The organism is Lacibacter sp., assembly GCF_035299325.1.
In the GTDB taxonomy this organism is placed as follows: Bacteria; Bacteroidota; Bacteroidia; order Chitinophagales; family Chitinophagaceae; genus Lacibacter.
Genome location: NZ_DATGWT010000001.1, coordinates 141,791 through 163,803, shown reverse-complemented (window position 1 = coordinate 163,803; position 22,013 = coordinate 141,791). Strand labels below are relative to the sequence as shown.

At 41.5% G+C, this 22,013-nt stretch carries 18 protein-coding genes; 9 read left to right on the top strand and 9 right to left on the bottom strand.

Translation table 11 applies throughout. The features are described 5' to 3' along the window. Window positions 1-1,296, top strand: a 1,296-nt coding sequence (locus tag VK159_RS00835; protein ID WP_324228253.1) for a PKD domain-containing protein, incomplete at its 5' end; no start/stop codon positions are given. 101 nt (window positions 1,297-1,397) lie between these two features. Here the strand turns inward: VK159_RS00835 and VK159_RS00830 are convergent. Then, a complete protein-coding gene (locus VK159_RS00830) occupies window positions 1,398-2,405 on the bottom strand; it encodes a beta-ketoacyl-ACP synthase III (protein WP_324228252.1) in 1,008 nt (335 codons plus the stop codon). Between the two features lie 137 nt (window positions 2,406-2,542). Between VK159_RS00830 and ruvA the strand changes: the two genes are divergently transcribed. Then, complete coding sequence (gene ruvA / locus VK159_RS00825) at window positions 2,543-3,127, top strand: Holliday junction branch migration protein RuvA (RefSeq protein ID WP_324228251.1); 585 nt, start codon at window positions 2,543-2,545, stop codon at window positions 3,125-3,127. Between the two features lie 38 nt (window positions 3,128-3,165). Then, the gene (gene sprA / locus VK159_RS00820) at window positions 3,166-10,455 is read left to right on the top strand and encodes a cell surface protein SprA (protein WP_324228250.1); all 7,290 of its coding nucleotides are present in this window, start codon (window positions 3,166-3,168) and stop codon (window positions 10,453-10,455) included. 96 nt (window positions 10,456-10,551) lie between these two features. On the opposite strand, the gene VK159_RS00815 is transcribed toward sprA, so the two are convergent. Further along, window positions 10,552-10,830, bottom strand: a complete 279-nt coding sequence (locus VK159_RS00815; RefSeq protein ID WP_324228249.1) for a GNAT family N-acetyltransferase — start codon at window positions 10,828-10,830, stop codon at window positions 10,552-10,554. Between the two features lie 167 nt (window positions 10,831-10,997). Between VK159_RS00815 and VK159_RS00810 the strand changes: the two genes are divergently transcribed. The 3 genes from VK159_RS00810 to VK159_RS00800 all read left to right on the top strand — a co-directional run bounded on the left by VK159_RS00810 (window position 10,998) and on the right by VK159_RS00800 (window position 12,586). Continuing rightward, entirely contained in the window at window positions 10,998-11,813 is an 816-nt protein-coding gene (locus tag VK159_RS00810) for an enoyl-ACP reductase FabI (RefSeq protein WP_182804430.1), read from the top strand. Between the two features lie 111 nt (window positions 11,814-11,924). Then, on the top strand, window positions 11,925-12,194 hold the full coding sequence (locus VK159_RS00805) for a SemiSWEET family sugar transporter (protein WP_324228248.1): 270 nt from the start codon (window positions 11,925-11,927) through the stop codon (window positions 12,192-12,194). Between the two features lie 2 nt (window positions 12,195-12,196). Next, complete coding sequence (locus VK159_RS00800; RefSeq protein ID WP_324228247.1) at window positions 12,197-12,586, top strand: VOC family protein; 390 nt, start codon at window positions 12,197-12,199, stop codon at window positions 12,584-12,586. Between the two features lie 173 nt (window positions 12,587-12,759). Here the strand turns inward: VK159_RS00800 and VK159_RS00795 are convergent, their stop codons facing one another. Continuing rightward, complete coding sequence (locus tag VK159_RS00795; protein ID WP_129130154.1) at window positions 12,760-12,981, bottom strand: DUF2795 domain-containing protein; 222 nt, start codon at window positions 12,979-12,981, stop codon at window positions 12,760-12,762. Window positions 12,982-13,137: 156 nt separating this feature from the next. On the opposite strand from VK159_RS00795, the gene VK159_RS00790 reads away from it, so the two are divergent. Beyond that, window positions 13,138-13,803 (top strand): ABC transporter ATP-binding protein, encoded by a 666-nt coding sequence (locus VK159_RS00790; RefSeq protein ID WP_324228246.1) that lies wholly within the window; start codon window positions 13,138-13,140, stop codon window positions 13,801-13,803. Window positions 13,804-13,889: 86 nt separating this feature from the next. Here the strand turns inward: VK159_RS00790 and VK159_RS00785 are convergent, their stop codons facing one another. From VK159_RS00785 to mgtE, 4 genes are all read right to left on the bottom strand, one after another. Continuing rightward, window positions 13,890-14,450 carry a cob(I)yrinic acid a,c-diamide adenosyltransferase gene (locus VK159_RS00785; RefSeq protein WP_324228245.1) on the bottom strand — a complete coding sequence of 187 codons (561 nt, stop codon included), beginning with the start codon at window positions 14,448-14,450 and terminating at the stop codon, window positions 13,890-13,892. 101 nt (window positions 14,451-14,551) lie between these two features. Next, window positions 14,552-15,259, bottom strand: coding sequence for an ABC transporter ATP-binding protein (locus VK159_RS00780; protein WP_324228244.1), 708 nt, complete (start codon window positions 15,257-15,259; stop codon window positions 14,552-14,554). 15 nt (window positions 15,260-15,274) lie between these two features. Then, complete coding sequence (gatC, locus tag VK159_RS00775) at window positions 15,275-15,637, bottom strand: Asp-tRNA(Asn)/Glu-tRNA(Gln) amidotransferase subunit GatC (protein ID WP_324228243.1); 363 nt, start codon at window positions 15,635-15,637, stop codon at window positions 15,275-15,277. Between the two features lie 214 nt (window positions 15,638-15,851). After that, entirely contained in the window at window positions 15,852-17,243 is a 1,392-nt protein-coding gene (mgtE, locus tag VK159_RS00770; protein WP_324228242.1) for a magnesium transporter, read from the bottom strand. A gap of 100 nt (window positions 17,244-17,343) precedes the next feature. On the opposite strand from mgtE, the gene VK159_RS00765 reads away from it, so the two are divergent. Next, entirely contained in the window at window positions 17,344-17,730 is a 387-nt protein-coding gene (locus VK159_RS00765; protein ID WP_324228241.1) for an SET domain-containing protein, read from the top strand. Window positions 17,731-17,899: 169 nt separating this feature from the next. Further along, on the top strand, window positions 17,900-19,207 hold the full coding sequence (locus VK159_RS00760) for a T9SS type A sorting domain-containing protein (protein ID WP_324228240.1): 1,308 nt from the start codon (window positions 17,900-17,902) through the stop codon (window positions 19,205-19,207). A 7-nt stretch (window positions 19,208-19,214) separates the two neighbouring features. On the opposite strand, the gene VK159_RS00755 is transcribed toward VK159_RS00760, so the two are convergent. Further along, complete coding sequence (locus tag VK159_RS00755) at window positions 19,215-19,883, bottom strand: DNA alkylation repair protein (RefSeq protein ID WP_324228239.1); 669 nt, start codon at window positions 19,881-19,883, stop codon at window positions 19,215-19,217. 9 nt (window positions 19,884-19,892) lie between these two features. Beyond that, window positions 19,893-21,815 carry a gamma-glutamyltransferase family protein gene (locus VK159_RS00750; RefSeq protein WP_324228238.1) on the bottom strand — a complete coding sequence of 641 codons (1,923 nt, stop codon included), beginning with the start codon at window positions 21,813-21,815 and terminating at the stop codon, window positions 19,893-19,895. Between the last annotated feature and the right edge of the window lie 198 nt (window positions 21,816-22,013).

The window sequence follows — 22,013 nt, the reverse complement described above, 5'->3', positions numbered from 1 at the left end:
ATCTCAGAAGCAGGCAACGATATCACAATTACTTATAATCTGCAATCCTGCAGTATGGAACCATCTTCAATTACATTAGATGGTAAATTGTCAAGAGATCCCGACGGAACTATTGTTTCTTATCAATGGTCTTTAGTATTTGCAGAAAGTTCTTCAGCTACAATCACTAATCCTGCTTCAGTAACTACAACGGTTACTAATCTTGTACCGGGTTCATATGGTTTTCGATTAAGGGTTACTGATAATGATGGTGCGTTTGATGATGATACAATTGTGGTGAATACTGTTTACAACAACAGGCCACAGATCAATGCCCGCCTTATACCAATTGGAACATTGAGCGATCCTAGAAAAGTAAGTGTTGTAGCTGCCGGAGGTAATAAAATTATTTTTGCCGGAGGAATACCTGTCCCAAGTGGGCCAGGACCTAACTTTTCATCTACTGTTGATATTTATGATATAACCACCAATACATGGAGCACTGCTGGTTTGAGCCAGGCAAGATCAGGGATGACAGTTGCCACGATGGGAAGCAAAGTTTTTTTTGCAGGGGGCACAGGTTTTCTTCCTTCAGGTAGTGTGGGGTTAACATCACGTATTGATATTTATGATGCTGCAGCAGGCAGCTGGTCTGCAATGGAAATGCCTCATGCCGATGGCCTGTTGAGTTCGTTAGCATCCGGTAATAAACTGGTAATAGTTGGTGGTAATTTTGCTGATATATATGATGCCGGAAGTAAAAGATGGACAACTACCAATTTCGGCCAGCCACGTTATTTAATTACTGCGAACAATGTAAAGGGCAAATTATATTTTGCAGGAGGTGTTACAAATAAATCAACGCTAACTCCAACTTCAAGAATTGATATTTATGATCCGGTTACTGATTCATGGACAGTTTCCCAACTAAGTAAACCCAAGTATGGGATGTCGGGTTTGCTTGCAAGAAATTTAATTTGGGCTGGAGGTATTGTTTCTGGAAATACATCAAACGAAGTTGAGATGCTTGATCCGTTTTCAGATGCAACCTCGTTTTCTTGTTTGTTTCAACCTAATTCTTTTTCTGCATTCAGTTCCGGTTCGTTAAACAGCAAAGCCGTCTTTTTTGTATCGAATGGTAAAGCAAAAAACAAGTTCGATATCTATGATCCGCTTACGAATGTATGGTCAATTGGTGTTTTGGATCAATCCATAATAAACCCGATTATTATTTCTGCTGGTGGTAGTCTTTATGTCGCCGGCACAACAGTTATTGGTGATGTATACCACAGACAGGTTTGGAAACTGGAGTTTTAAGTGACATTTTTTTTAAGGGAGTAGCTAATTGAAATGCACAAAAAAACGGCTGCTTCCACAACCGCTTTTCTCTTTATAACTTCTTTCCCTTTTTTCAACTCTTAGCTCTTAGATCCATCATACGCCCACTTGATCCACGTTGCACCCCATGTAAACCCGCCGCCAAATGCAGCAAGCACAACATTATCGCCTTTCTTCAATTGGTTTTCCCACTCCCACAAACAAAGCGGAATAGTGCCCGCAGTAGTATTGCCAAACTTTTCAATATTGATCATCACTTTTTCTTTCGGTAAACCCATGCGGTTGGCCGTTGCATCAATGATGCGGAGGTTGGCCTGGTGTGGCACCAACCATGCAATATCTTCACCTGTTAAATTGTTGCGCTCTAATAATTCGGCACTCACATCTGCCATGCCTTTTACAGCGAATTTGAAAACGGTTTGTCCTTCCTGGTAAGCAAAGTGCTCACGATTGGCAACAGTTTCCATACTTGCCGGACGAAGGCTGCCGCCTGCTTTCATGTTCAGGAAATTTCTGCCGGCACCATCGCTTTTTAAAATACTATCCTGCACACCATAACCTTCTTCGTTTGGCTCAAGTAATACGCAAGCTGCACCATCTCCAAAAATTACACAGGTATTACGATCGGTATAGTCAATAATAGCACTCATTTTATCTGCACCAACAACAACAACCTTTTTATAACGGCCACTTTCTATATAAGTAGCACCGGTAGTAAGTGAGAAAAGAAATCCGCTGCAGGCAGCACTCAAATCAAAACCCCATGCATTTACAGCACCGATCTTGTCGCACACCACATTAGCAGTTGAAGGAAACACCATGTCAGGCGTAACAGTACCTACGATCATGCAATCAATTTCTGACGGATCGATGCCACGTTTTTTACACAGATCAAGCACAGCCGGAACGATCATATCGGAAGTAGCAAGTCCTTCGCCTTTTAAAATTCTACGTTCAGAAATTCCGGTACGGGTGCGGATCCATTCGTCGTTGGTATCAACCATTTTCTCAAGATCAAAATTGGTAAGCCGGTCTTCGGGAACCCAGCCGGCAACAGCTGTAATGGCTGCAGTGATTTTATTACTCATTTATGCTTTGTATTTAAAAGGTGCGGGTATTGGCCCGCTTAACCGGGTGCAAATATAAGACTTGCGATGCAAGCAGTTGTTTGCCGATAAAGAGTGGCAAGGCAGACAGCTATTTCAAAAAACTCTATTTTCGTTTCATGTTTGCATACCTCAAAGGAGCATTTACCCTCAAAACCCCAACTGTTGTTCACATTGATGTTCATGGTGTTGGCTATGAAGTACAGGTGAGTCTGAATACCTATTCCAAAATTCAATCGCTGAACGAAGGCACACTGTTTACTCACTTGCTGGTAAGGGAGGATGCCCATATTCTGTATGGTTTCTTCGACAGGCATGAAAAAGACGTTTTTCTGCACCTGCTCAGCGTAAGCGGGGTTGGGGCCTCAACTGCCCGGATGATGTTGTCTTCACTTCAGGCCGATGAAGTGGTGCGGGCGATTCTTTCAGGAAATGAAGGCCTTTTGGAAAGCGTAAAAGGCATCGGAAAAAAGACCGCACAGCGCATTGTTTTGGAGTTGCGTGATAAATTAGCCAAGAGCCCGGTGGAAGCGAATATTTCTATGCTGAATCACAATAGTTTAGAGTTGGATGCGTTAACTGCTATGACCGCTTTAGGCATAGCCCGAAATGCAGCAGAGTCAGCCATCAAAAAAGCCCGGCAAAACAGTACGGAGTTTACCGAGGTTCAGGAACTGATAAAAGCAGCGTTGAAGTGCCTTTAGCAATATCAAAACTTATTTGCTTATAGACCTTGACCCTGATGCAACGCACCATATCTGGAATTGCCCTCCTGACCATTGTACTGACCTGCTTCACATTGGTGAGTTACAGCGGCATTCCTTTGCCACAAACACCATCGAGAGATACAATTCCCGGTAACGATAGTTTACGTTTCCCTTTAACCGACCGCAGAGGTGACGCTTTTACAGAACCCAACCGTAATACGTTTGATCTGCAACGTCCATCAAACATTAAAGATTCTATTGCTTACGATCCGGTAACAAAAAGATATTATATCTACGAAAAGATCGGCCGAAGCTGGTATCGTAAACCAAGCTATCTCACCTTCGAAGAAATGCTGGCTTACAAAAGCAGGCAGGATGAACGTGATTATTTTCAACGCAGGCTCAACACTACACTAAATCTTAACCGCAAAATACTTGATCCTAAATTACAGGTGAGACCGGGTTTCTTTAATCGTTTATTCAGTAACACCGGTATTCCAAAAGTAGAGATCCGTCCGCAGGGTGATGTTACGTTAACTGCCGGTTATATCGGTCAGAATATCAAGAACCCAACATTGCCTGAGCGTGCAAGAAAGAATGGTGGTTTTGATTTTGACATGAATGCAAATTTTGGCTTGAATGCCAAGATTGGCGACAAACTTAATTTCCCCGTTACTTACAATACACTTGCCAACTTCCAGTTCGAAAATCAACTGAAGCTGGATTATGTTGGTAATACAGATGCTATCATCAAACGCATTGAAGCGGGTAATATCCAGTTCCCTGCACGTGGTTCATTGATGCCGGGTGCATCTGCATTGTTTGGTTTGAAAACCGAATTGCAGTTCGGTAAGTTGTATGTTACTGCTGTACTCGCCAATCAAAATTCAAATCGTCAACAGGTGCAGTTAGCTGGTGGTACAGGTTTGCAACAGTTCCAGGTAAAGGCTGATGAATACGAAGAGAACCGTCACTTCTTACTCGCACAATATTTTAAGAAGAACTACAATACCAGCATGAAGAATATTCCGGCTGTTACAACGCCGGTGCAAATTCTTCGTATGGAAGTGTGGGTAACCAACCGCACAGGTTCTACCACAGAGAACAGGAACGTTGTTGCATTGATGGATCTCGGCGAAAACCAGCCATTCAACCCGAATGTTTTTTCACTCACTTCATCAGAGCTTCCGCAAAACGGGGCGAACGATCTTTACCAGCGGATGGTGAATGATCCTGCAACAAGAGATGCAGCATTGATCACAAATCGTTTGCAAAGTTTTGGTTTAACTGCAGTACAGGATTTCGAACGCACCTTTGCACGCAAGCTTCGTCCGGAAGAATATTATTTCAATCCACAGATCGGGTTTATTTCACTCAATACCATTTTGCAACCCGACGAAGTGTTGGGTGTTGCGTTTCAATACAGCGTTAATGGTAAAATATACCAGGTGGGTGAATTTTCGAATGATGTTACACCAGATACAACAGCGAATAACAGCGGTACACAAAAAGTGTTGTTCCTGAAAATGCTGAAAGCAACATCGCAACGTCCGTTGTTGCCGATCTGGGATTTGATGATGAAGAACGTTTACTCGGTTGGTTATGGTCAGCTTGAACGTAAAGATTTTAAACTCAACATTCTTTACCAGGAACCGGGTGGTGGTGAAAAAAGATATATTCCTGAAGGCGAAGAAAAAGGAAGACCGATCATTGAACTTGTTAATCTCGATCGTTTAAATAATCAAAACGATCCGCAGCCAGATGGTGTGTTCGATTATATTGAAGGGTTTACCATCAACTCACAACTCAGCCGTGTGATTTTCCCTTTACTTGAACCGTTTGGTAAAGACCTTGAGTATATTTTCCGTGGTGTGGATTCAAACGAACTACGGCAGAAATATTTATTCTATCCTTTGTACGATTCAATTAAATGGGTTGCACAGCAATCTCCACAATTGAACCGCTATGTTTTCCGTGGTGCATCACGAAGTGCCGGTGGCGGTGGTGATATTCCGTTGGGTGCATTTAATGTGCCGCCGGGATCGGTAACTGTTTCCGCTGGTGGACAAACATTGAGAGAAAATGTTGATTACACAGTCGATTATAATCTAGGTACTGTAAAGATCATCAACCAGGCGATAGTAAATTCGGGTGTGCCGATTAATGTTGGTTTTGAAAACAATGCCACGTTCGGAATGCAGAACCGAAACTTTATGGCTTTGCGTTTAGATTACAAAGCCATTGAACGTCAAAACAAACAATTGAATATTGGTGCAGCAGTAATGCGTTTGGGTGAGCGGCCTTTCTTCACCAAAATGAATTACGGTGATGATCCTATTCGTAATACTATGATCGGTGCTGATGTAAACTATCGCAGCGATTGGAAACGATTAACAAAATGGCTGGATGGGTTACCGTTCTATTCTACACGCCAATTATCAAACATCAATGTATATGGTGAAGCTGCACAGATCATTCCGAGTACAGCAAAACAAATCCGTCCTGAGAAAGGTGGCGGTGGTTTAATTTATATTGATGACTTTGAAGGAACACGTAACGGTATTGATCTTCGTTTTCCTTTCATCGCATGGTCACTTGCATCAACTCCATTCCAGGCGAGAGACCGGTTCGGCGTAGAGCTATTTCCTGAAGCATCATTAACTGATGATTTGCAATACGGTTATAACAGGGCAAAACTTGCATGGTATAATATCGAGCCTGTATTGCAGCAACGTCGTGATCCTAACAATCCGTTAGGAGGTAACCTTGCAGAGTTATCTGATCCACGTGTTCGTTTTGTAAACAGGCAGGAAATATTCCCGCAGGTAACACCTGATCTTGGTCAAAATCAATTGATCACATTTGATCTTGCTTTTTATCCAACACAAAGAGGTCCTTATAATTTTGATGCACGTAGCGGAAGTATCAATCCTGCAAATGGCAAATTATTAAATCCAAGAAACAGGTGGGGTGGAATCATGCGTGCCATTGATCAGATCGATTTCGAAACAAACAATATTGAGTTTATTGAAATGTGGGTACAGGATCCATTCATCCTTAACCCAACAAGCACCGGTGGTCAGATGTATTTTAACCTCGGTAACATTTCAGAAGATATTTTAAAAGACGGCCGTCGTTTTTATGAAAATGGTTTGAGTACAACACAAACGCCTGCACGTGAAGATTTCAGTAACTGGGCAAGAGTGCCACGCAATCCAATTCAGATAGCACAGGCCTTCAGTAATATTATTGAAGAACGTCCGCAACAGGATGTTGGTTTAGATGGAAGAGCAGACAGTGCAGAGGTTCGTGTGTTCAGCAGTTTCTTAAGTCAGTATCAAACAAATATTGGCGGTGGTGCTGCGTATCAAGCCTTGCTTGCTGATCCAAGTACAGATAACTACAAACATTTCCGTGTTGATCAGCCGGATAATGCAAGTATCCTCAACCGCTATAAAGATTTTAATAATCCACAAGGGAATAGCCCTGTTGCAAGTAATGATGTTCAGTATACATCTGCTTCTACGTTGTATCCTGACAATGAAGATCTCAACCGTGATAATACATTGAATGAAGTGGAAGAATATTTCCAGTATCATTTAGAGTTACGTCCAAAAGATGATCCGTTAATGCAGGTGGGTCAGAACTATATTGCCGACAGAAGAGAGGTAGATATTAAACTCGCTGATGGTAATTCCCGTAAAGAAACATGGTTCCTCTTCCGTATACCGGTTAAAGAATATGAGCAGAAGGTGGGAAATATTCCCGACTTTAAATCAATCCGTTTCATGCGTATGTTCATGACGGGTTTTGATGATTCACTTGTTGTACGTTTTGGTAAACTGGAACTGGTGCGTAACATGTGGCGCTCTTATCAATTTGATCTTGACACCACAGGCCAATACAAACCATTACAAAACCAAGGTCTCACTTCATTTAATGTTACAGCTGTTAACGTTGAAGAAAATGACAACCGTGTACCGGTGAACTATGTAATTCCTCCCGGTATTGAGCGTGTGCAGCAGTTAAGTAATAATGGTGTAAACCTGTTGCAGAACGAATCATCACTCAGTATGCAGGTTTGTGATCTACAGGATGGTGACAGCCGTGCTGTATTTAAAACACTCAATCACGATCTGCGTCAGTACAAACGTGTACGTATGTTCATGCACGCAGAATCAAGAGGCAAAACAGATAACCTGAATGATGGTGAAGCAATTGCAGTGATCCGTTTTGGTACCGACTTCATCAATAACTATTATGAAGTGCGCATGCCGTTGAAAGTAACAAGATGGGGAACTTATCCCCGTCCGGGTAATGGACCAAACGATACAAGTGCTGTGTGGCCGGGTGCAAATCAATTTGATCTGAGCCTCGAAGAATTGGTGCGTTTCAAATTGCGTCGTACCGGCGGTGTGAATTCTGTTTACTCTGAAGACAGAGGTAACGGTGTTCGCTGGGCCGTTATGGGTAATCCTAATCTTGGCGAAGTAAAAGGCTTCTTAGTTGGTGTGGAGAATAACCGCAACGATGCTAATTCAACTGTATGCGCTGAAGTTTGGGTGAACGAATTACGTTTAAGTGGTTTGGATGAAAAAGGTGGCTGGGCAGGTACAGGACGTGTAGATATACAACTCGCTGATCTCGGAACAGTTTCTATTTCAGGTTCTGCACGCAGCGCAGGTTTTGGTACAATTGAACAAAGAGTGAATGAACGTAGTCGTGAGTTCTTCTACCAGTTTGATGTGGCCACTCAATTACAACTTGGAAAATTGTTGCCAAAGAAAGCCGGTCTTGAAATTCCATTTTACGCCAGCTATTCACAAACAGTAATGAATCCGGAATATGATCCTTACGACCAGGATATTAAATTCAAGGATAAACTTGCTACAGTAAGTAATAAAGATTCGGTTAAGAATATTGCACAGGATTTTTCTGCTATCACGACGGTGAATGTAACCAACATGCGGAAAAATAAAACCAATGGGAAACCTGCAAAGATCTACGACATTTCAAATTTTGATGTGAGCTATTCTTACACAAAAACTGAAAAGCGAAATCCGCTTATTGAAAATGACGTGATCGAAAAACATTACGGTGGCCTGGGTTATAATTATGCACCTCAACCAAAGTATATTGAGCCGTTTAAAAAACTCATCAAGTATCGCAGCCCATGGTGGAATATTGTTAAGGATTTCAACTTCAACTACAGACCGAGCCTGTTGAGTTTCCGTGCAGATATCAATCGCCAGTTTGGTGCAGTGCGTGCAAGAGAAGTAACGATTCCGGGTGTAGCACCAAGTCCGTTTAAAATTCCGGAGACCTACGATAAGTACTTTGTGTTTGATCGTGTGTATAATCTACGTTGGGATCTTACACGTTCAATCAATATCGACTTCAGTGCAACCAACAATGCACGTGTGGATGAACCGTTTGGCCGTATCAATACAAAAGAAAAGAAAGATAGCGTTCGTAAGAATCTGTTCAAAGGCGGACGTAATACCATCTATCGCCAGACAGCAAATGCATCTTATAATTTGCCGTTGGCAAAGATTCCTGTATTGGATTGGACAACTGCACGATTCAACTATAACACAACTTATAACTGGATAGGTGCATCACGTTTGGCAGTGAACCTGGGTAATACGATTGAAAATTCACAAACAAGGGTGTTTACAGGTCAGTTGGATTTTGTAAGGTTATATCAGAAATCAAAATTCCTTCGTTCGCTTGAAACGGAGAAAGATCCGAATGCAAAACCAACACTTGCTTCGCCAACCATTAAGTTCAATCCAAAAGATACTGTTGGCAAGAGTAAGAAATATGTTGCGAAATTATTCCGTCGTTTAAACAGACTTGAAGCGAAGAACAATAAGAACATTACAGTTGAGCCAAGTGGGGCAGCACGATTCTTTGGCGGGCTGTTAACATCAGTAAAGAGTATCAATCTTAATTACAACGAATCATTTAACTCACGTCTGCCGGGTTATACCGACAGTACACAAATCCTTGGTCAGAACTGGGGTACACGTGCACCAAGTCTTGCTTATGTTTTCGGTAAACAACCTGATGACCGCTGGCTCGATGAGGCTGCAAGAAAAGGATGGGTTACACGTGATACCAACTTCAACTTCCTCTTCCAGCAGAGCTACAGGCAGGAGCTGAAGGCTGAAGCAACGGTTGAGCCATTCCGTGATTTCACGATTGACTTTAATCTTACACGTTCGTTCAGTAAAAACTATTCGCAACTGTTTAAGGACACAACAGGTAACGGAACTTTCGGTCATTTAAGTCCGCTAGCAAGTGGTGGTTTCGATATCAGTTTTATTTCTTATCAAACCATGTTCAGGAAATTCTCGGCAACAACGCCGGGTCAATCGTTCCTGCAGTTTGAACAGAACAGGCAGATATTATCAGAGCGTTTGGGTAAAGCAAATCCTTACAATGGTGGACAGGTTAATCCTGATGGTTATTATAAAGGTTATGGCCGTTATGCACAGGATGTATTGGTGCCTGCGTTTATTGCAGCGTACACCGATCAGGATCCGCTGAAAGTTGGTTTGCTTGATCAGAAGAACCGTCGTGTGAGTGATAATCCGTTTAAACGTTATTTACCAAAACCAAACTGGCGTTTAACCTATAATGGTTTGTCGAGAATACCGGGTCTTGATCAGATATTTACCAACTTCAGTATTACACATGGTTACAGCAGTAACCTGAGTATGAATAATTTTACATCTGCTCTTTTATATGCTGATGATTTTGGATTAGGTTATCCTTCGTTCATCGATACCATTTCAAACAACTTTGTTCCGTTCTTCATTGTACCTAACCTTACCATCAGTGAACGTTTCTCGCCATTGATCGGTATTGATGTACAGATGACCAATCAATTAAACTTTAAAGTTGATTATGGCCGCAGCCGTACCATCAGTTTAAGTTTGATCGATTTCCAGGTGAGTGAAGTAAGGAGTGTAGAAATCACCGTTGGTGCGGGCTGGCGTAAACGTGGATTGAAGCTTCCGTTTAAAGTGCCGTTTACAAAGAATGATTCAAAAACATTATCAAACGATCTCAGTTTCCGTTTTGATATGACCTATCGTGATAACGCAACATCAAACAATATTCTTGATCAGCGTAACACGATCCCAACTGGCGGACAGAAAATTCTTTCCATAAATCCTTCGATCGATTATGTACTCAACAACCGTGTAAGGTTACGTTTGTTCTTTGAGCAAACAAGAGTGATAGGCTATATTGCAACACCGCCACCGGTTGTAAATACAAGAGCTGGCTTGCAGATTAATATCAGTTTAGCGCAGTAAATCAGAATTTTTTTATAAAACAAGATGCTGTTGCGTTTGCAGCGGCATCTTATTTTCTGTCAGAATAATTTTTGTATTGTTGGTTTATGATAAAGATCAAAGCACATCATTGTATTCAGGTGTTTTCTTGAATACTTTGTTTGCAAAAGGACACAGCGGCATAATTTTAAGACCTTTCTCTCTTGCAAATTCCACTGCTTTTGCTACTAATTGTTTGCCCGCACCTTTGCCGGCAAGCTTATCGCTCACTTCGGTATGATCAATAATGAACTTGCTTTCGCCTGCCCATACATAAGTCATTTCAGCAAGGCGTTCGCCATCCTGTTCAATATAAAATGCGCCTTTTTTGCCATCGTCTGATTGTAGTATTTCCATGAGGCGTTAAAATTAAGTAAAGTTGTTGTCAGAAATTACATCGTTGCTTTACTTGTGCCGTGCTCCTTGTGCCTTGTTTCATGCCTTGAAGGCGTGCTTTGTACTTCTAACTTTGTACATCCTACAATTGACTCATCTTCCTTACTTTTGAAGCCAAATCAATAATTATGAGTCATCAATTACTGAAAGGGAAAAAGGGCATCATCTTCGGTGCTTTGGATGAAAAGTCGATTGCCTGGAAAACGGCGTTGAAATGTTATGAAGAAGGTGCGCAGATCGTTTTGACCAATGCACCTGTTGCTTTGCGTATGGGCGAGATCAATAAACTGGCTGAAGCCTGTGGTAATGCACCTGTGATTGGAGCTGATGTAACAAATATGGATGACCTGAAGAATCTCTTTGAAAAATCAATGGAGCATTTTGGTGGCAAGGTTGATTTTGTGTTGCACTCCATTGGTATGAGCCTGAACGTTCGCAAGGGTAAACATTATACAGAACTCAATTACGAGTGGAATACAAAAACACTTGATATTTCTGCAATGAGTCTGCACCGTGTGTTACGCACAGCATGGGATATGGACGCCATCAACGAATGGGGCAGTGTAGTTGCCCTTACTTATATTGCTGCACAACGTGTGTTCCCTGATTATAATGAAATGGCTGATGCAAAATCATTGCTTGAAAGTATTACCCGCAGCTTTGGCTATCATTATGCCGTTAAGAACAAGGTGCGTGTGAACACGATTTCACAATCGCCTACAAAAACAACTGCAGGTAGTGGCGTAAAAGGATTTGATGGCTTCATTAACTATGCAGAAAAAATGAGTCCGCTGGGTAATGCCACTGCAGAAGATTGTGCAAATTATATTGCTGTGATGTTCAGCGATCTTACCCGCTATGTAACGATGCAGAATCTTTTCCATGATGGTGGTTTCAGCTTTACCGGTGTAACGGCTGAAGTGATTGAGCAGATGGAAAAATAATCTTAGATACGAAGTACGTGGCTCGAATGTGCTTCTTGCTTATATATTGGAAATTGTCAGGAAGTTGACAGGTTATTACCTGTCAACTTTTTAAGTTTAAAACCAGATACAATGGATCCTTTTTTGGTTAAGGCTGTTGGCCTCTTTGCATCTATTCTCAGCAGCGCCACATTTGTACCGCAGGTATATAAGGCATGGCGAACAAAAAGTGTGGGCGACCTGAGTATTTACACCATCCTCATTGTAACCACCAGTACTATAGTGTGGTTGGTGTATGGAGTTTTTAATGATCCGCTGCTGGTGCCTGTGGTATTGTGCAACGGGTTTATTTTTTTACTCTCGTTAGTTTTGTTGTATTTCAAATTCACGTTTAAAAAATAGTCATGTATATCGAGCATCTTGCTATATGGGTAAAGAATATTGAGTTGATGAAAGATTTCTATTGCCGCTACTTTCATGCAACATCGAATAATAAATACATCAATGAGAAAAAACAATTTCAATCGTATTTTCTTTCGTTTGATGGCGGACCTCGTTTGGAGTTGATGCAGATGCCAACTGTTCCTGATTCAAAGGATAATGTGTACGATCAGTTTACAGGTTTTATTCATTTTGCTGTTTCGCTTGGAAGTAAAGAGAAGGTTGATGAAATGACTGAGCGTTTCCGTGCAGATGGTTTTGAAGTAATTGATGAGCCACGCACCACAGGTGATGGTTATTATGAAAGTGTAATTCTTGACCCGGAGAAAAACAGGATTGAGTTGACTGTTTGATGCCTGTTCACCTGCAAGGTGACTGACATCTTCATTTACAATATTGCTTTGCTTGTACTGTCTCCTTTTGGGTGATCGAATAAAATTAGCTAAGGGTAAAAAACAAACCCCACCGTTGAGGCAGGGTTCAATGTTTTTAGCTAGTAGCTTTTAATGTGCAGCTTACAGCTTACTTAGTATTCATCTTCATTAAAGAAGAAGTCTTCCTGGCTTGGATAATCAGGCCAGATGTCGTCAATGCTTTCGTAAATTTCGCCCTCGTCGTCTAACTCCTGCAAATTCTCTACTACTTCAATGGGTGCCCCACTGCGGATCGAATAATCAATCAATTCATCCTTGGTAGCAGGCCAGGGAGCGTCTTCGAGGTACGAGGCTAATTCAAGTGTCCAGAACATAAGGAAAACCCTTTAATTTTCCGCAAAAGTAACTTTCCTGCTGAAATAACCAAATCTGCTTTGTTAAGTGTGTGTATAAACACCGCAGATGAATTTTCAGCAGCAGTTTGGCACAACGGTTCAATACCTTAGGTTTGTAAAACGGAGAAAAGACAAATGCTTACTTGTAAACAGATAACCAAACGATACGGCAGCCTGGAAGTGTTGAAGGGCGTGGATTTGCAGATCAGCAAAGGCGAAATTGTGAGCCTGGTTGGGAGCAGTGGTGCGGGCAAAAGCACGTTGTTGCATATACTCGGCACACTGGATGAAGCCGATGGCGGGCAGGTTTGGCTGAATAATATACAGGTGAACCAGTTAAAAGGAGATGAGCTGGCTGGTTTCCGCAACCGGCATATTGGTTTTGTATTTCAGTTCCATCATTTGTTGCCTGAGTTTACAGCCTTGGAAAATGTTTGCATTCCCGGATGGCTGGGGGCGAAAAAGAAAAAAGAAGTGGAAGCAAGAGCCATTGAATTGCTGAAAATGCTCGGTCTTTCAGATCGTATGCAGAATAAACCTTCTGAATTAAGTGGCGGTGAACAGCAACGTGTGGCGGTTGCACGTGCCTTGATCAATAACCCGGATATTATCATGGCTGATGAGCCAACCGGTAATTTAGACAGTACGCATGCCCGTGAGCTGCATCAATTATTCTTTGATCTGCGGAAGCAATTCAATCAAACATTCCTGATCGTTACACATAACGAAGAGTTAGCAGCGCAATGCGACAGAACGGTGCATATGAAGGATGGGAGAATTTTGAATGGAAGTACGAATTAAGAAATTCCCATCACAGCCAATTCTTCGAATAGATATTTGTTTGCTTTGATTATTTCGTACTTCCAAATTTGTACTTCGTACTTGCTTCACACTCTCGGTTTCCACGGAATTTCTTCAACTCCTAACTGGTGGCCAGTATAACGGGCCAATACAAACAAATAATCGCTTAAGCGATTGATGTATTTTATAACGAGAGGTTCTACAAACATTTCTTCCTGCTGCATGTGAACGCATAAACGTTCGCAACGGCGGCATACACAACGGGCAACATGCATCGTGCTTACAGAAACATGTCCGCCGGGCAGTACAAAAAATTTCATTGGCGGAATGGCATCATTCATCTTATCCATTTCTTTTTCCAGTAAGACAACATCTTTTTCCTTCAGATCAGGAATTTTCATTTTGGGTTCTTTCTCAGGATCACAAGCCAATGAAGAACCAATGGTAAACAATCGATCCTGTATTTCTTTCAGCACTGCTTTTGTATGTACATCGGCAACGTGATCGGTCACTAAACCGATATATGAATTCAATTCATCAACGGTGCCATAGGTTTCAATGCGTATATGGCTTTTCGGCACTTTGGTACCACCAATTAAACTTGTTTTCCCGAGGTCGCCTGTTTTGGTATAGATCTTATGTGCCATAGTTCATCAAATTGAAGTGCTAACAAAAGTAGACAGCAAAAGGTTGTAAATAAAAGTGGAGAGCTGAAAACTCTCCACAACAATTTTAAAATTTAGTTTGGTTACAGGGTATGTGCTGCGAGCTGTTCACGGGTCTGATCGCTTTCAACCAGCCCATCACGCAAACGCACCACACGTTTGGCATAGCGGGCAATATCTTCTTCATGTGTTACCAATACAACTGTATTACCGAGTTTATGAATATCGGTGATCAGTCCCATGATCTCTACTGAAGTTTTGGAATCGAGGTTACCTGTTGGTTCATCGGCAAGAATTATGGATGGTCTGTTCACCAAAGCCCGTGCAATGGCCACACGTTGTATCTGTCCACCACTTAATTCATTTGGCTTGTGGTGCGATCTGTCGGCCAGGCTTACTTTTTCCAGCATTTCCAATGCACGCTCCGTACGTTCTTTTTTTGATACACCTGCATAAATAAGCGGCAACGCTACATTTTCCAATGCACTTAAACGTGGCAAGAGGTTAAACTGTTGAAATACGAAACCAATTTCCTGGTTGCGTATTTCAGCGAGTTCATTATCATTCATCTTGCTCACATCATTGCCATTTAATACATATTTGCCATCGGTGAGGGTATCTAAACAGCCGAGGATATTCATCAGGGTACTCTTACCGGAACCTGATGGACCCATCAATGCCACAAATTCATTTTTATTAATGTCAAGATCAATGCCCTTTAAAACAGGGAGTTCCTGTTTGCCGAGGTAATAACTTTTGCGGAGTTGCTCGAGGTGTATAACAGATTGCATGCGTTGAATATAAAATTATTTTTTGATGACTTTCGGAACCATAAAGAAATGTTCGTTCCGCAGTGAGGCATTTTCAAGACCAGTTTCCCGTTTTACAGAGCCCTTTACTTCATCTTCACGCAACACATTGATCTCTTCAGTAAGGTGCATCAATGGTTCAATCCCTGTTGTATCAAGCTCCTGTAGTTTTTCAATAAAGCCGATCATTTGCTGCAGATCATCCCGAAGCTTTTCTTTCTCTTCGGTTTTTATCTCCAGCCTTGCAAGCAGGCTCAATTTGTCAATAAGTGCATGGTTTACTTCCATCTGCCAAAAATAAGCAAATTGGCTGGAGAAGGGTTTGTTTTGGATGAACGGAATATCTGCCGGAAACGGCATAACTCATCCGCTTTGCAGAAAGCATCTTCTCCATTAAAGCAGGATCATGCTTTGTCGGCTAAAGCTATAGCTTTAGCCGACAAGACACAAGCAAGCTAGAGCTACTCTTAAGCCACCTTACGCCCTATTAAAAGCGTTCAAACTGTTAGTGGAAGCCTGTTCATCAGTCAAATCAAAGTAATTTAAAGCACATTTCTATTCGATCCTCAAAGCCTTATAATAAAACGCCACCCAAAAATAGAAAGGCCATAGAAAAATAAATAAGCAAACCCGTTACATCAACAAGCGTGGCAACAAAGGGAGTAGATGATGCAGCTGGATCGGCACCCAATCTTTTTAAGATCAACGGAAGCATCGAACCCATTAATGTGCCCCAAAGAACAATGCCAATGAGGGAACAGCCAACCGTTAATCCAATTAGCATGGCATGATCGCCAAACGTTGTGGTGAAAGAACTCCAAACAAAGATCACCGAAAAGGCAATGATGCATAATGAAGATCCTAACAATAATCCCGATACGATCTCTCTGCGCATAATGCGCCACCAATCATTGATGTTTATTTCGCCCAATGCCATAGCCTGAATAATAAGCGTAGATGCCTGGGAGCCGCTGTTGCCACCACTTGAAATAATAAGTGGTATGAACGTAGCAAGTATGACCACTTTGGCAATTTCATCCTGGTAACCCTGCATGGCCGAAATGGTCAGCAGCTCGCCAAAAAATAAAATGATGAGCCAAACCACTCGTTTTTTAAAGAGTTTGAAGATGGGCGTTTCAATATAGGGTTCATCCAATGCCTCGGTACCACCCATTTTCTGCATGTCTTCACTGAATTCTTCATTAGCCACCCACAACACGTCATCGATGGTTACAATACCCAGCAGTTTGTTGGTGTTGCTTACAACGGGAAGTGCCACCCGGTTATTCATCTTAAATGCTTCATTAGCCGTTTCCTGATCATCGTAAACATTCAGGGCAATAAACCGTCCATCAATAAGTTCTTCCACTTTCTTATCAGGAGCCGCCAGAATAATGTCCCTGATGCGGATATCATCAACCAGTTCCCCTTTTTCATTGATGATGTAAAGCACGTTGATGGTTTCGCTGTCCTTTCCGTATTTACGGATGGTGTCAAATACTTCAGCAACGGTATTGTAGGGGTAGATATAAACGTAATCAGGCGTCATCAAACGGCCGATACTGTTCTCAGGATAACCCAGCAATGACAGGGTGATTTTCCGTTCTTCCGGGTTCAGCAATTTGATGAGCTCCCTCACCACGCTGCTTGGTAATTCTTCAAGGAAAGAAGTACGGTCATCGGCCGGAAGTTCATTTAATAATTCTGCCGTTTTAAAGGGAGGTAATTCCTTAATGATCTGTTTTTGTGTGGGCAGATCAAGGATCTTAAACACACTTGCTGCACGGTGAACGCTCATATTGGCCAGCATCTGGCTTTCATAGTCAGGAAATTCGTACACAAGCTCGGCCACATCGCTGATGTTCTGATTATTGAGGAATTCCTGTATCTCCAGCTTGTCTTCACGTACCATCAAAGCATCAAACTGCTCTTTTAATGATACTTCCTGTTCCAGTTCAAGACTCATAATTCAACTGTTTTTAAATAAGTGTTGCTGTTGATTTCTGCATTTTGGCTAAAGTTAGTTTCTTTGATTGAAAGACCACTTTTCGTAACAAAAGTTCATTATGCGTTTAACCTGTTTGTTTATTGCTGATACCGAAGAGAAAGGCCGGGCTGTGTTTACAAATGAACCCATTGCTGCGGGAACGATCATTGAATCGTCGCCGGTTATTGTTATGAGTGCTGATGAGCGTAAACTGCTCGATCAAACCCTGCTGCATGATTACATTTTTGAATGGGGACCCAAACACGACGAGTGTGCATTGGCGCTGGGCTGGATATCGATTTACAACCATTCATACAGCAGTAATGCAGAGTATTTCATGGATTTCGACAGCAGTATGATGATGATCAAAACCGTACACAAAATTTCCGCCGGTGAAGAAATTACGATCAATTACAACGGGGAGTGGAACGATGAAAAGAAAGTATGGTTTGATGTGAAGGGCTGAAACAGGCCGGTATCGTAAATTTACGATACCAAATTTTAAAAATAGTTTGCCATTTTATTGCTTTCCTCCTGTTGGCGAGTTACTTTTGCACTAACACCATCTTCCTGAAAAAAGCCTTACTTTAATCTTCCTACCTACGGAAACCAGTTAACAATTTAAACTCTTCTACATGATTAGAAAGTTACTCTTGTTGCTGGTTGTAATTACAATCTTGCAAAACACATCTTACTCTCAGGGCGCCGAAATTTTTGGTAATTGTTTTTATCGAAGCACTACAGAAACTATTGTAATTCGGCTCGCTTTAAGTAACCCTACTGGATCAAATCAGGGTCAAATGCGCCTCATGGGTATGCGTTTTGGTATCCAGTATAACGCAGATCAAGTGACTTATGAGGGTTATCACAGCTATATGACGGGGTTAAATGATGCAAATTCTTTAGGTTTTATTGGCCCAGACACTGAAGCAAATGGCGCAGGTATTGATCCCAATCTCTTTTCTGGAACAGGTTTGAGAACGGCACCCATACTTAATCCAAATGGCACTTCCAAAATCATGACTGTTAGGTATATAAATAGATCCACAGATGATTGTGATAATGGCTTATCTATTCCTGCCGGTACAACAGCTATTTTAATTGATATTTATTTTAAGCTTAAAACTAGACAGCCGTCTTACTATCACTTAACCGATCCAGATTATGGGTTTAACGATCCAGAATTTATTGCTCAATTTTTAGACAAACAAAGTGGGGGGCATACTGGAGCTCTTACAGATAGTTATAAAGACATTGCGGTTGTGGCAATACGTGAGGGGAATTCAAATAACCCTTACCAACCTTTTGATGTCAGTGATTGTGATAACCAGAATTTCAATCCCATAACGATAGGAAAAGACGATGTCAATTTTATTACTCCGATAAATGGTATTTTATCGGGCAAGGCTGTTGAGGCTAACGTTCAAGACAAAGACAATCATGTGTTGGTGCAATGGAAGTCTGAATACAATCAATTGGTAGATTACTTTGAAGTACAGCGCAAAGAAGGTAATGGTGAATTTAAAACGATTGGCTTGGTAATGGGTAAAGAGGGGAATGACAATGTTCAGTATGAGTTTAAAGATAAAATTACCGCACGTGATGTAGAGCCATCTTATCGTATCAAAGTCATTAATAATGACAAGATCATTACCTACAGCGACGTCAAAAAAATAAGATTAGGCAGTGAACAAAGTATCAGTGTGAAAGTATTCCCAAATCCAAGTTCTGAAAACATTCGGATTAATCTTCCTGCTGTAGAAAGTGGAAGCATGTTTGTCTGCCGTATGTACAGCGCCGAAGGCCGGATCGTAAAGGTTACAAATGTATCAGCGTCTAATCCATCTGTTGATATTAAATCTTTAAGTGTTGGTTCTTATTTCATGGAATTATACAATCCTAAATCTGGTAAACGGTTTTATACACAGTTCAGCAAACAATAAAAAGTAGTTACTTGCTGATTCTTTTTAAAGCTTCCCTTTCGCTTAACGGTGAAAGGGAATGTTTTTTTACAAAAGCTGTTACCCATTTTTCATCTGTTTTGGAATATTCTCTTAAGGCCCAGCCAATTGCTTTCTGTATAAAAAATTCTCTAGCGCTTTTGAGATGGAGAATGTGTTTACTTAACAGATCTGTATCTGTTTCTTTCCTGTACATTTTCTGAAACATAATACTGCTGCGTTGCAACCAGGTATTGCTGCTCTTATTCCATTTGGTTGTGATCTTTCGTTGTTGTTCAGGAAATTTTTTAAAGTAAGGTCCGGTTAATGCAGTAGCTGCATGATCAACTGTTTCCCACCAGCTTTTATGAGTAAGCATATATTCAATGATGCTGATGGTTTCTTTCTTCCATTGTTTTTGATAACAGGACAGCAGTTCAATTGCTACGTATTGCAGTTCTCTCTTCGGATGTTGCCAACAGTCTTTAATGATGGCTTCAACATCTTCAAATGGCGGCAATTCTTTTTTAAAATATTCTTTGCTGAGTTTGCGCCACACAGGAGCTTTCAAACCATAAAAATCAAACTGATTCAGCATGTAAGCCTTCATGCCTTCAGCATTACTTGCATCGGCATGTTGCTCAAATAATTTTATAAGAGGAATGAGATAAAAATGCATAGTTATCTTTTACCAGGCAATGCCATAATCTTCGCCATGATTACTGCTGCCGCCCCAGAAACTCTTATGTTTCCAATCGAACCATATTGCATTGATGGGACCACTTGTTCTGTCGTCAAAGAAAAGTGTATAACCCATCTGTCGTAATTCTTTCCGAACCCATTCCGGGGTGTTATCATGCAGCAACAGATTTCCGGGTTTTGGTTGTCGGTCTTCTGTTTTACTGCCACCCAACGATAACCATAGTTGATTGGTATTGATGTTTGCAGCTTCACATGCCTCCTGAACGGTCATGCCAAACTCAACAATGTTTAAGAAAAATTGCAAGAGATTTTGATCCTGTGTATCGCCACCTTGCACAGCAAATGATAAAAATGGTTTGCCATCTTTCAATGCCATGGTTGGCGTCAATGTTACTCTTGGACGTTTACCCGGTTCAATTACATTGAAGGGATTTAAAGTTGCATCTAAAACAAAGCTTTGTCCACGTTGACTCATGCCAATACCTGTATTACCGGCAATCGTTGCTGGCAACCATCCGCCGGAAGGTGTAATGGAAACAACCCAACCTTCTGCATCAGCTGCTTCAACCGATGTGGTGCCGGCCCATAAACGTTCCATGTATTCCGAACCCACCCCAAGCCCCTCCCGGGAGGGGATGTCAGCAACAGCTTCGTTGCGAACATCATGTGCAGGAGCAAAATTTCTGTCTTGAGTAGAAGTAGTATCTAAACTGTAACCTCTCTTTTTTAATACATCAACAAATGGATTTGTTTTTCCTTCAAACGGATAAGGGTCACCTGGTCCGACGTTAGCCATATTTCGTTCCATGGAGATCATTCTTGCACGTTGTTTTGCATAAGCTTTACTTAACAAACCCTGCATAGGTTCTGCTGGTGGAAAAGCAGGATCGCCATAATAAAAATCACGATCAGCAAATGTCATATTCATTGTTTGGTAAAGCGTATGAATATACCTGGTGCTGTTATAACCCATATTCTTCAAGTCAAAATTTTCAAGAATGTTGAGACTTTGTAACAACATCGGTCCCTGAGTCCATTGCTGCAGTTTATATACTTCTATTCCTTTATAATTTACATGCATGGGTTCTTCTTCAATCGGCTTCCAGTTGGCAAGGTCATTCATTGTAATTAGCCCTCCTTGTTCCTGGCAACCACGTACAAACTCTTTTGCAATATCACCTTTGTAAAAACGATCATAAGCAGCCATGATGGCATCTTTGCGATTCATTCCTTTTTTCAACGCTTCCTGTTCAGCTTCTACCATCTTTGTTAAAGTTTCCAACAAATCTTTTTGTACAAAAATTTCACCTGCTTCAGGGGCTTCTCTTTTTTCACCAAGATGAGGAAGAAAAACTTTTTTACTGTAAGGCCATTCCTTGATGCGTTGTTTACCACGTTCCATACTGTTGGCTGTTTGTGCATCAATCGGGTAGCCCGCAGCCAATTGCATAGATGGGGCAAGCACTTCTTTCAAACTCATGGTGCCATAGTTCGCCAACATCAAACACAATCCACCAACAGTGCCGGGCGTAACAGCTGCAAGCGGGCCATACTCCGGAGGGAAATTATATCCTTTACTCTTATAGTACTCAGCGGTGGCGCCAGATGGTGCTACACCCAATGCATTAATACCAATAACTTTTCCTGTTTTGGGATTGTAGATGAGTGCCTGTGTTTCACCTCCCCAGCTCAACACATCCCACATGGTGCATGTTGCACCGAGCATGGCACAAGCTGCATCAACAGCATTGCCACCTTTTTGAAAAATCATGGAGCCGGCTGTTGCTGCCAATGGTTTACCCGTAATGGCCATCCATTGTTTGCCGTGCAAAGGCGGTTTCTGTGTTTGTTGTGCGAACAGGGGTAATGAAAACAGGAAGACTGTTGCCAGACTGAATAATTTTCTCATGCGTTGGAGTTTAGTCGCTTAAAGTTAGGTATAGAATAATTACAACTCACGCTCTTTGATAGGTGGTTAATGGAAGAAAGCCAACGGTTGAAGTGAAGTACAAAATATTGTCTTTTGAAACGAGTTGATTTAGTCGTAAATTGATATTTGCAATTGATTGAAATTTTTGCTGCGAATAATTTATCGCAGGAACTAAAT

Bases quoted from the DNA above. Each gene is read 5' to 3' on its own strand.
- VK159_RS00805 (WP_324228248.1), top strand. From the start codon at position 11,925: ATGGATCCTTTTTTGGTTAAGGCTGTTGGCCTCTTTGCATCTATTCTC.
- VK159_RS00800 (WP_324228247.1), top strand. From the start codon at position 12,197: ATGTATATCGAGCATCTTGCTATATGGGTAAAGAATATTGAGTTGATG.
- gatC (WP_324228243.1), bottom strand. From the start codon at position 15,637: ATGCCGTTTCCGGCAGATATTCCGTTCATCCAAAACAAACCCTTCTCC.
- VK159_RS00755 (WP_324228239.1), bottom strand. From the start codon at position 19,883: ATGCATTTTTATCTCATTCCTCTTATAAAATTATTTGAGCAACATGCC.
- mgtE (WP_324228242.1), bottom strand. From the start codon at position 17,243: ATGAGTCTTGAACTGGAACAGGAAGTATCATTAAAAGAGCAGTTTGAT.
- VK159_RS00790 (WP_324228246.1), top strand. From the start codon at position 13,138: ATGCTTACTTGTAAACAGATAACCAAACGATACGGCAGCCTGGAAGTG.
- VK159_RS00765 (WP_324228241.1), top strand. From the start codon at position 17,344: ATGCGTTTAACCTGTTTGTTTATTGCTGATACCGAAGAGAAAGGCCGG.
- VK159_RS00830 (WP_324228252.1), bottom strand. From the start codon at position 2,405: ATGAGTAATAAAATCACTGCAGCCATTACAGCTGTTGCCGGCTGGGTT.
- VK159_RS00750 (WP_324228238.1), bottom strand. From the start codon at position 21,815: ATGAGAAAATTATTCAGTCTGGCAACAGTCTTCCTGTTTTCATTACCC.
- ruvA (WP_324228251.1), top strand. From the start codon at position 2,543: ATGTTTGCATACCTCAAAGGAGCATTTACCCTCAAAACCCCAACTGTT.
- VK159_RS00780 (WP_324228244.1), bottom strand. From the start codon at position 15,259: ATGCAATCTGTTATACACCTCGAGCAACTCCGCAAAAGTTATTACCTC.
- VK159_RS00810 (WP_182804430.1), top strand. From the start codon at position 10,998: ATGAGTCATCAATTACTGAAAGGGAAAAAGGGCATCATCTTCGGTGCT.
- VK159_RS00795 (WP_129130154.1), bottom strand. From the start codon at position 12,981: ATGTTCTGGACACTTGAATTAGCCTCGTACCTCGAAGACGCTCCCTGG.
- VK159_RS00815 (WP_324228249.1), bottom strand. From the start codon at position 10,830: ATGGAAATACTACAATCAGACGATGGCAAAAAAGGCGCATTTTATATT.
- VK159_RS00785 (WP_324228245.1), bottom strand. From the start codon at position 14,450: ATGGCACATAAGATCTATACCAAAACAGGCGACCTCGGGAAAACAAGT.
- VK159_RS00760 (WP_324228240.1), top strand. From the start codon at position 17,900: ATGATTAGAAAGTTACTCTTGTTGCTGGTTGTAATTACAATCTTGCAA.
- sprA (WP_324228250.1), top strand. From the start codon at position 3,166: ATGCAACGCACCATATCTGGAATTGCCCTCCTGACCATTGTACTGACC.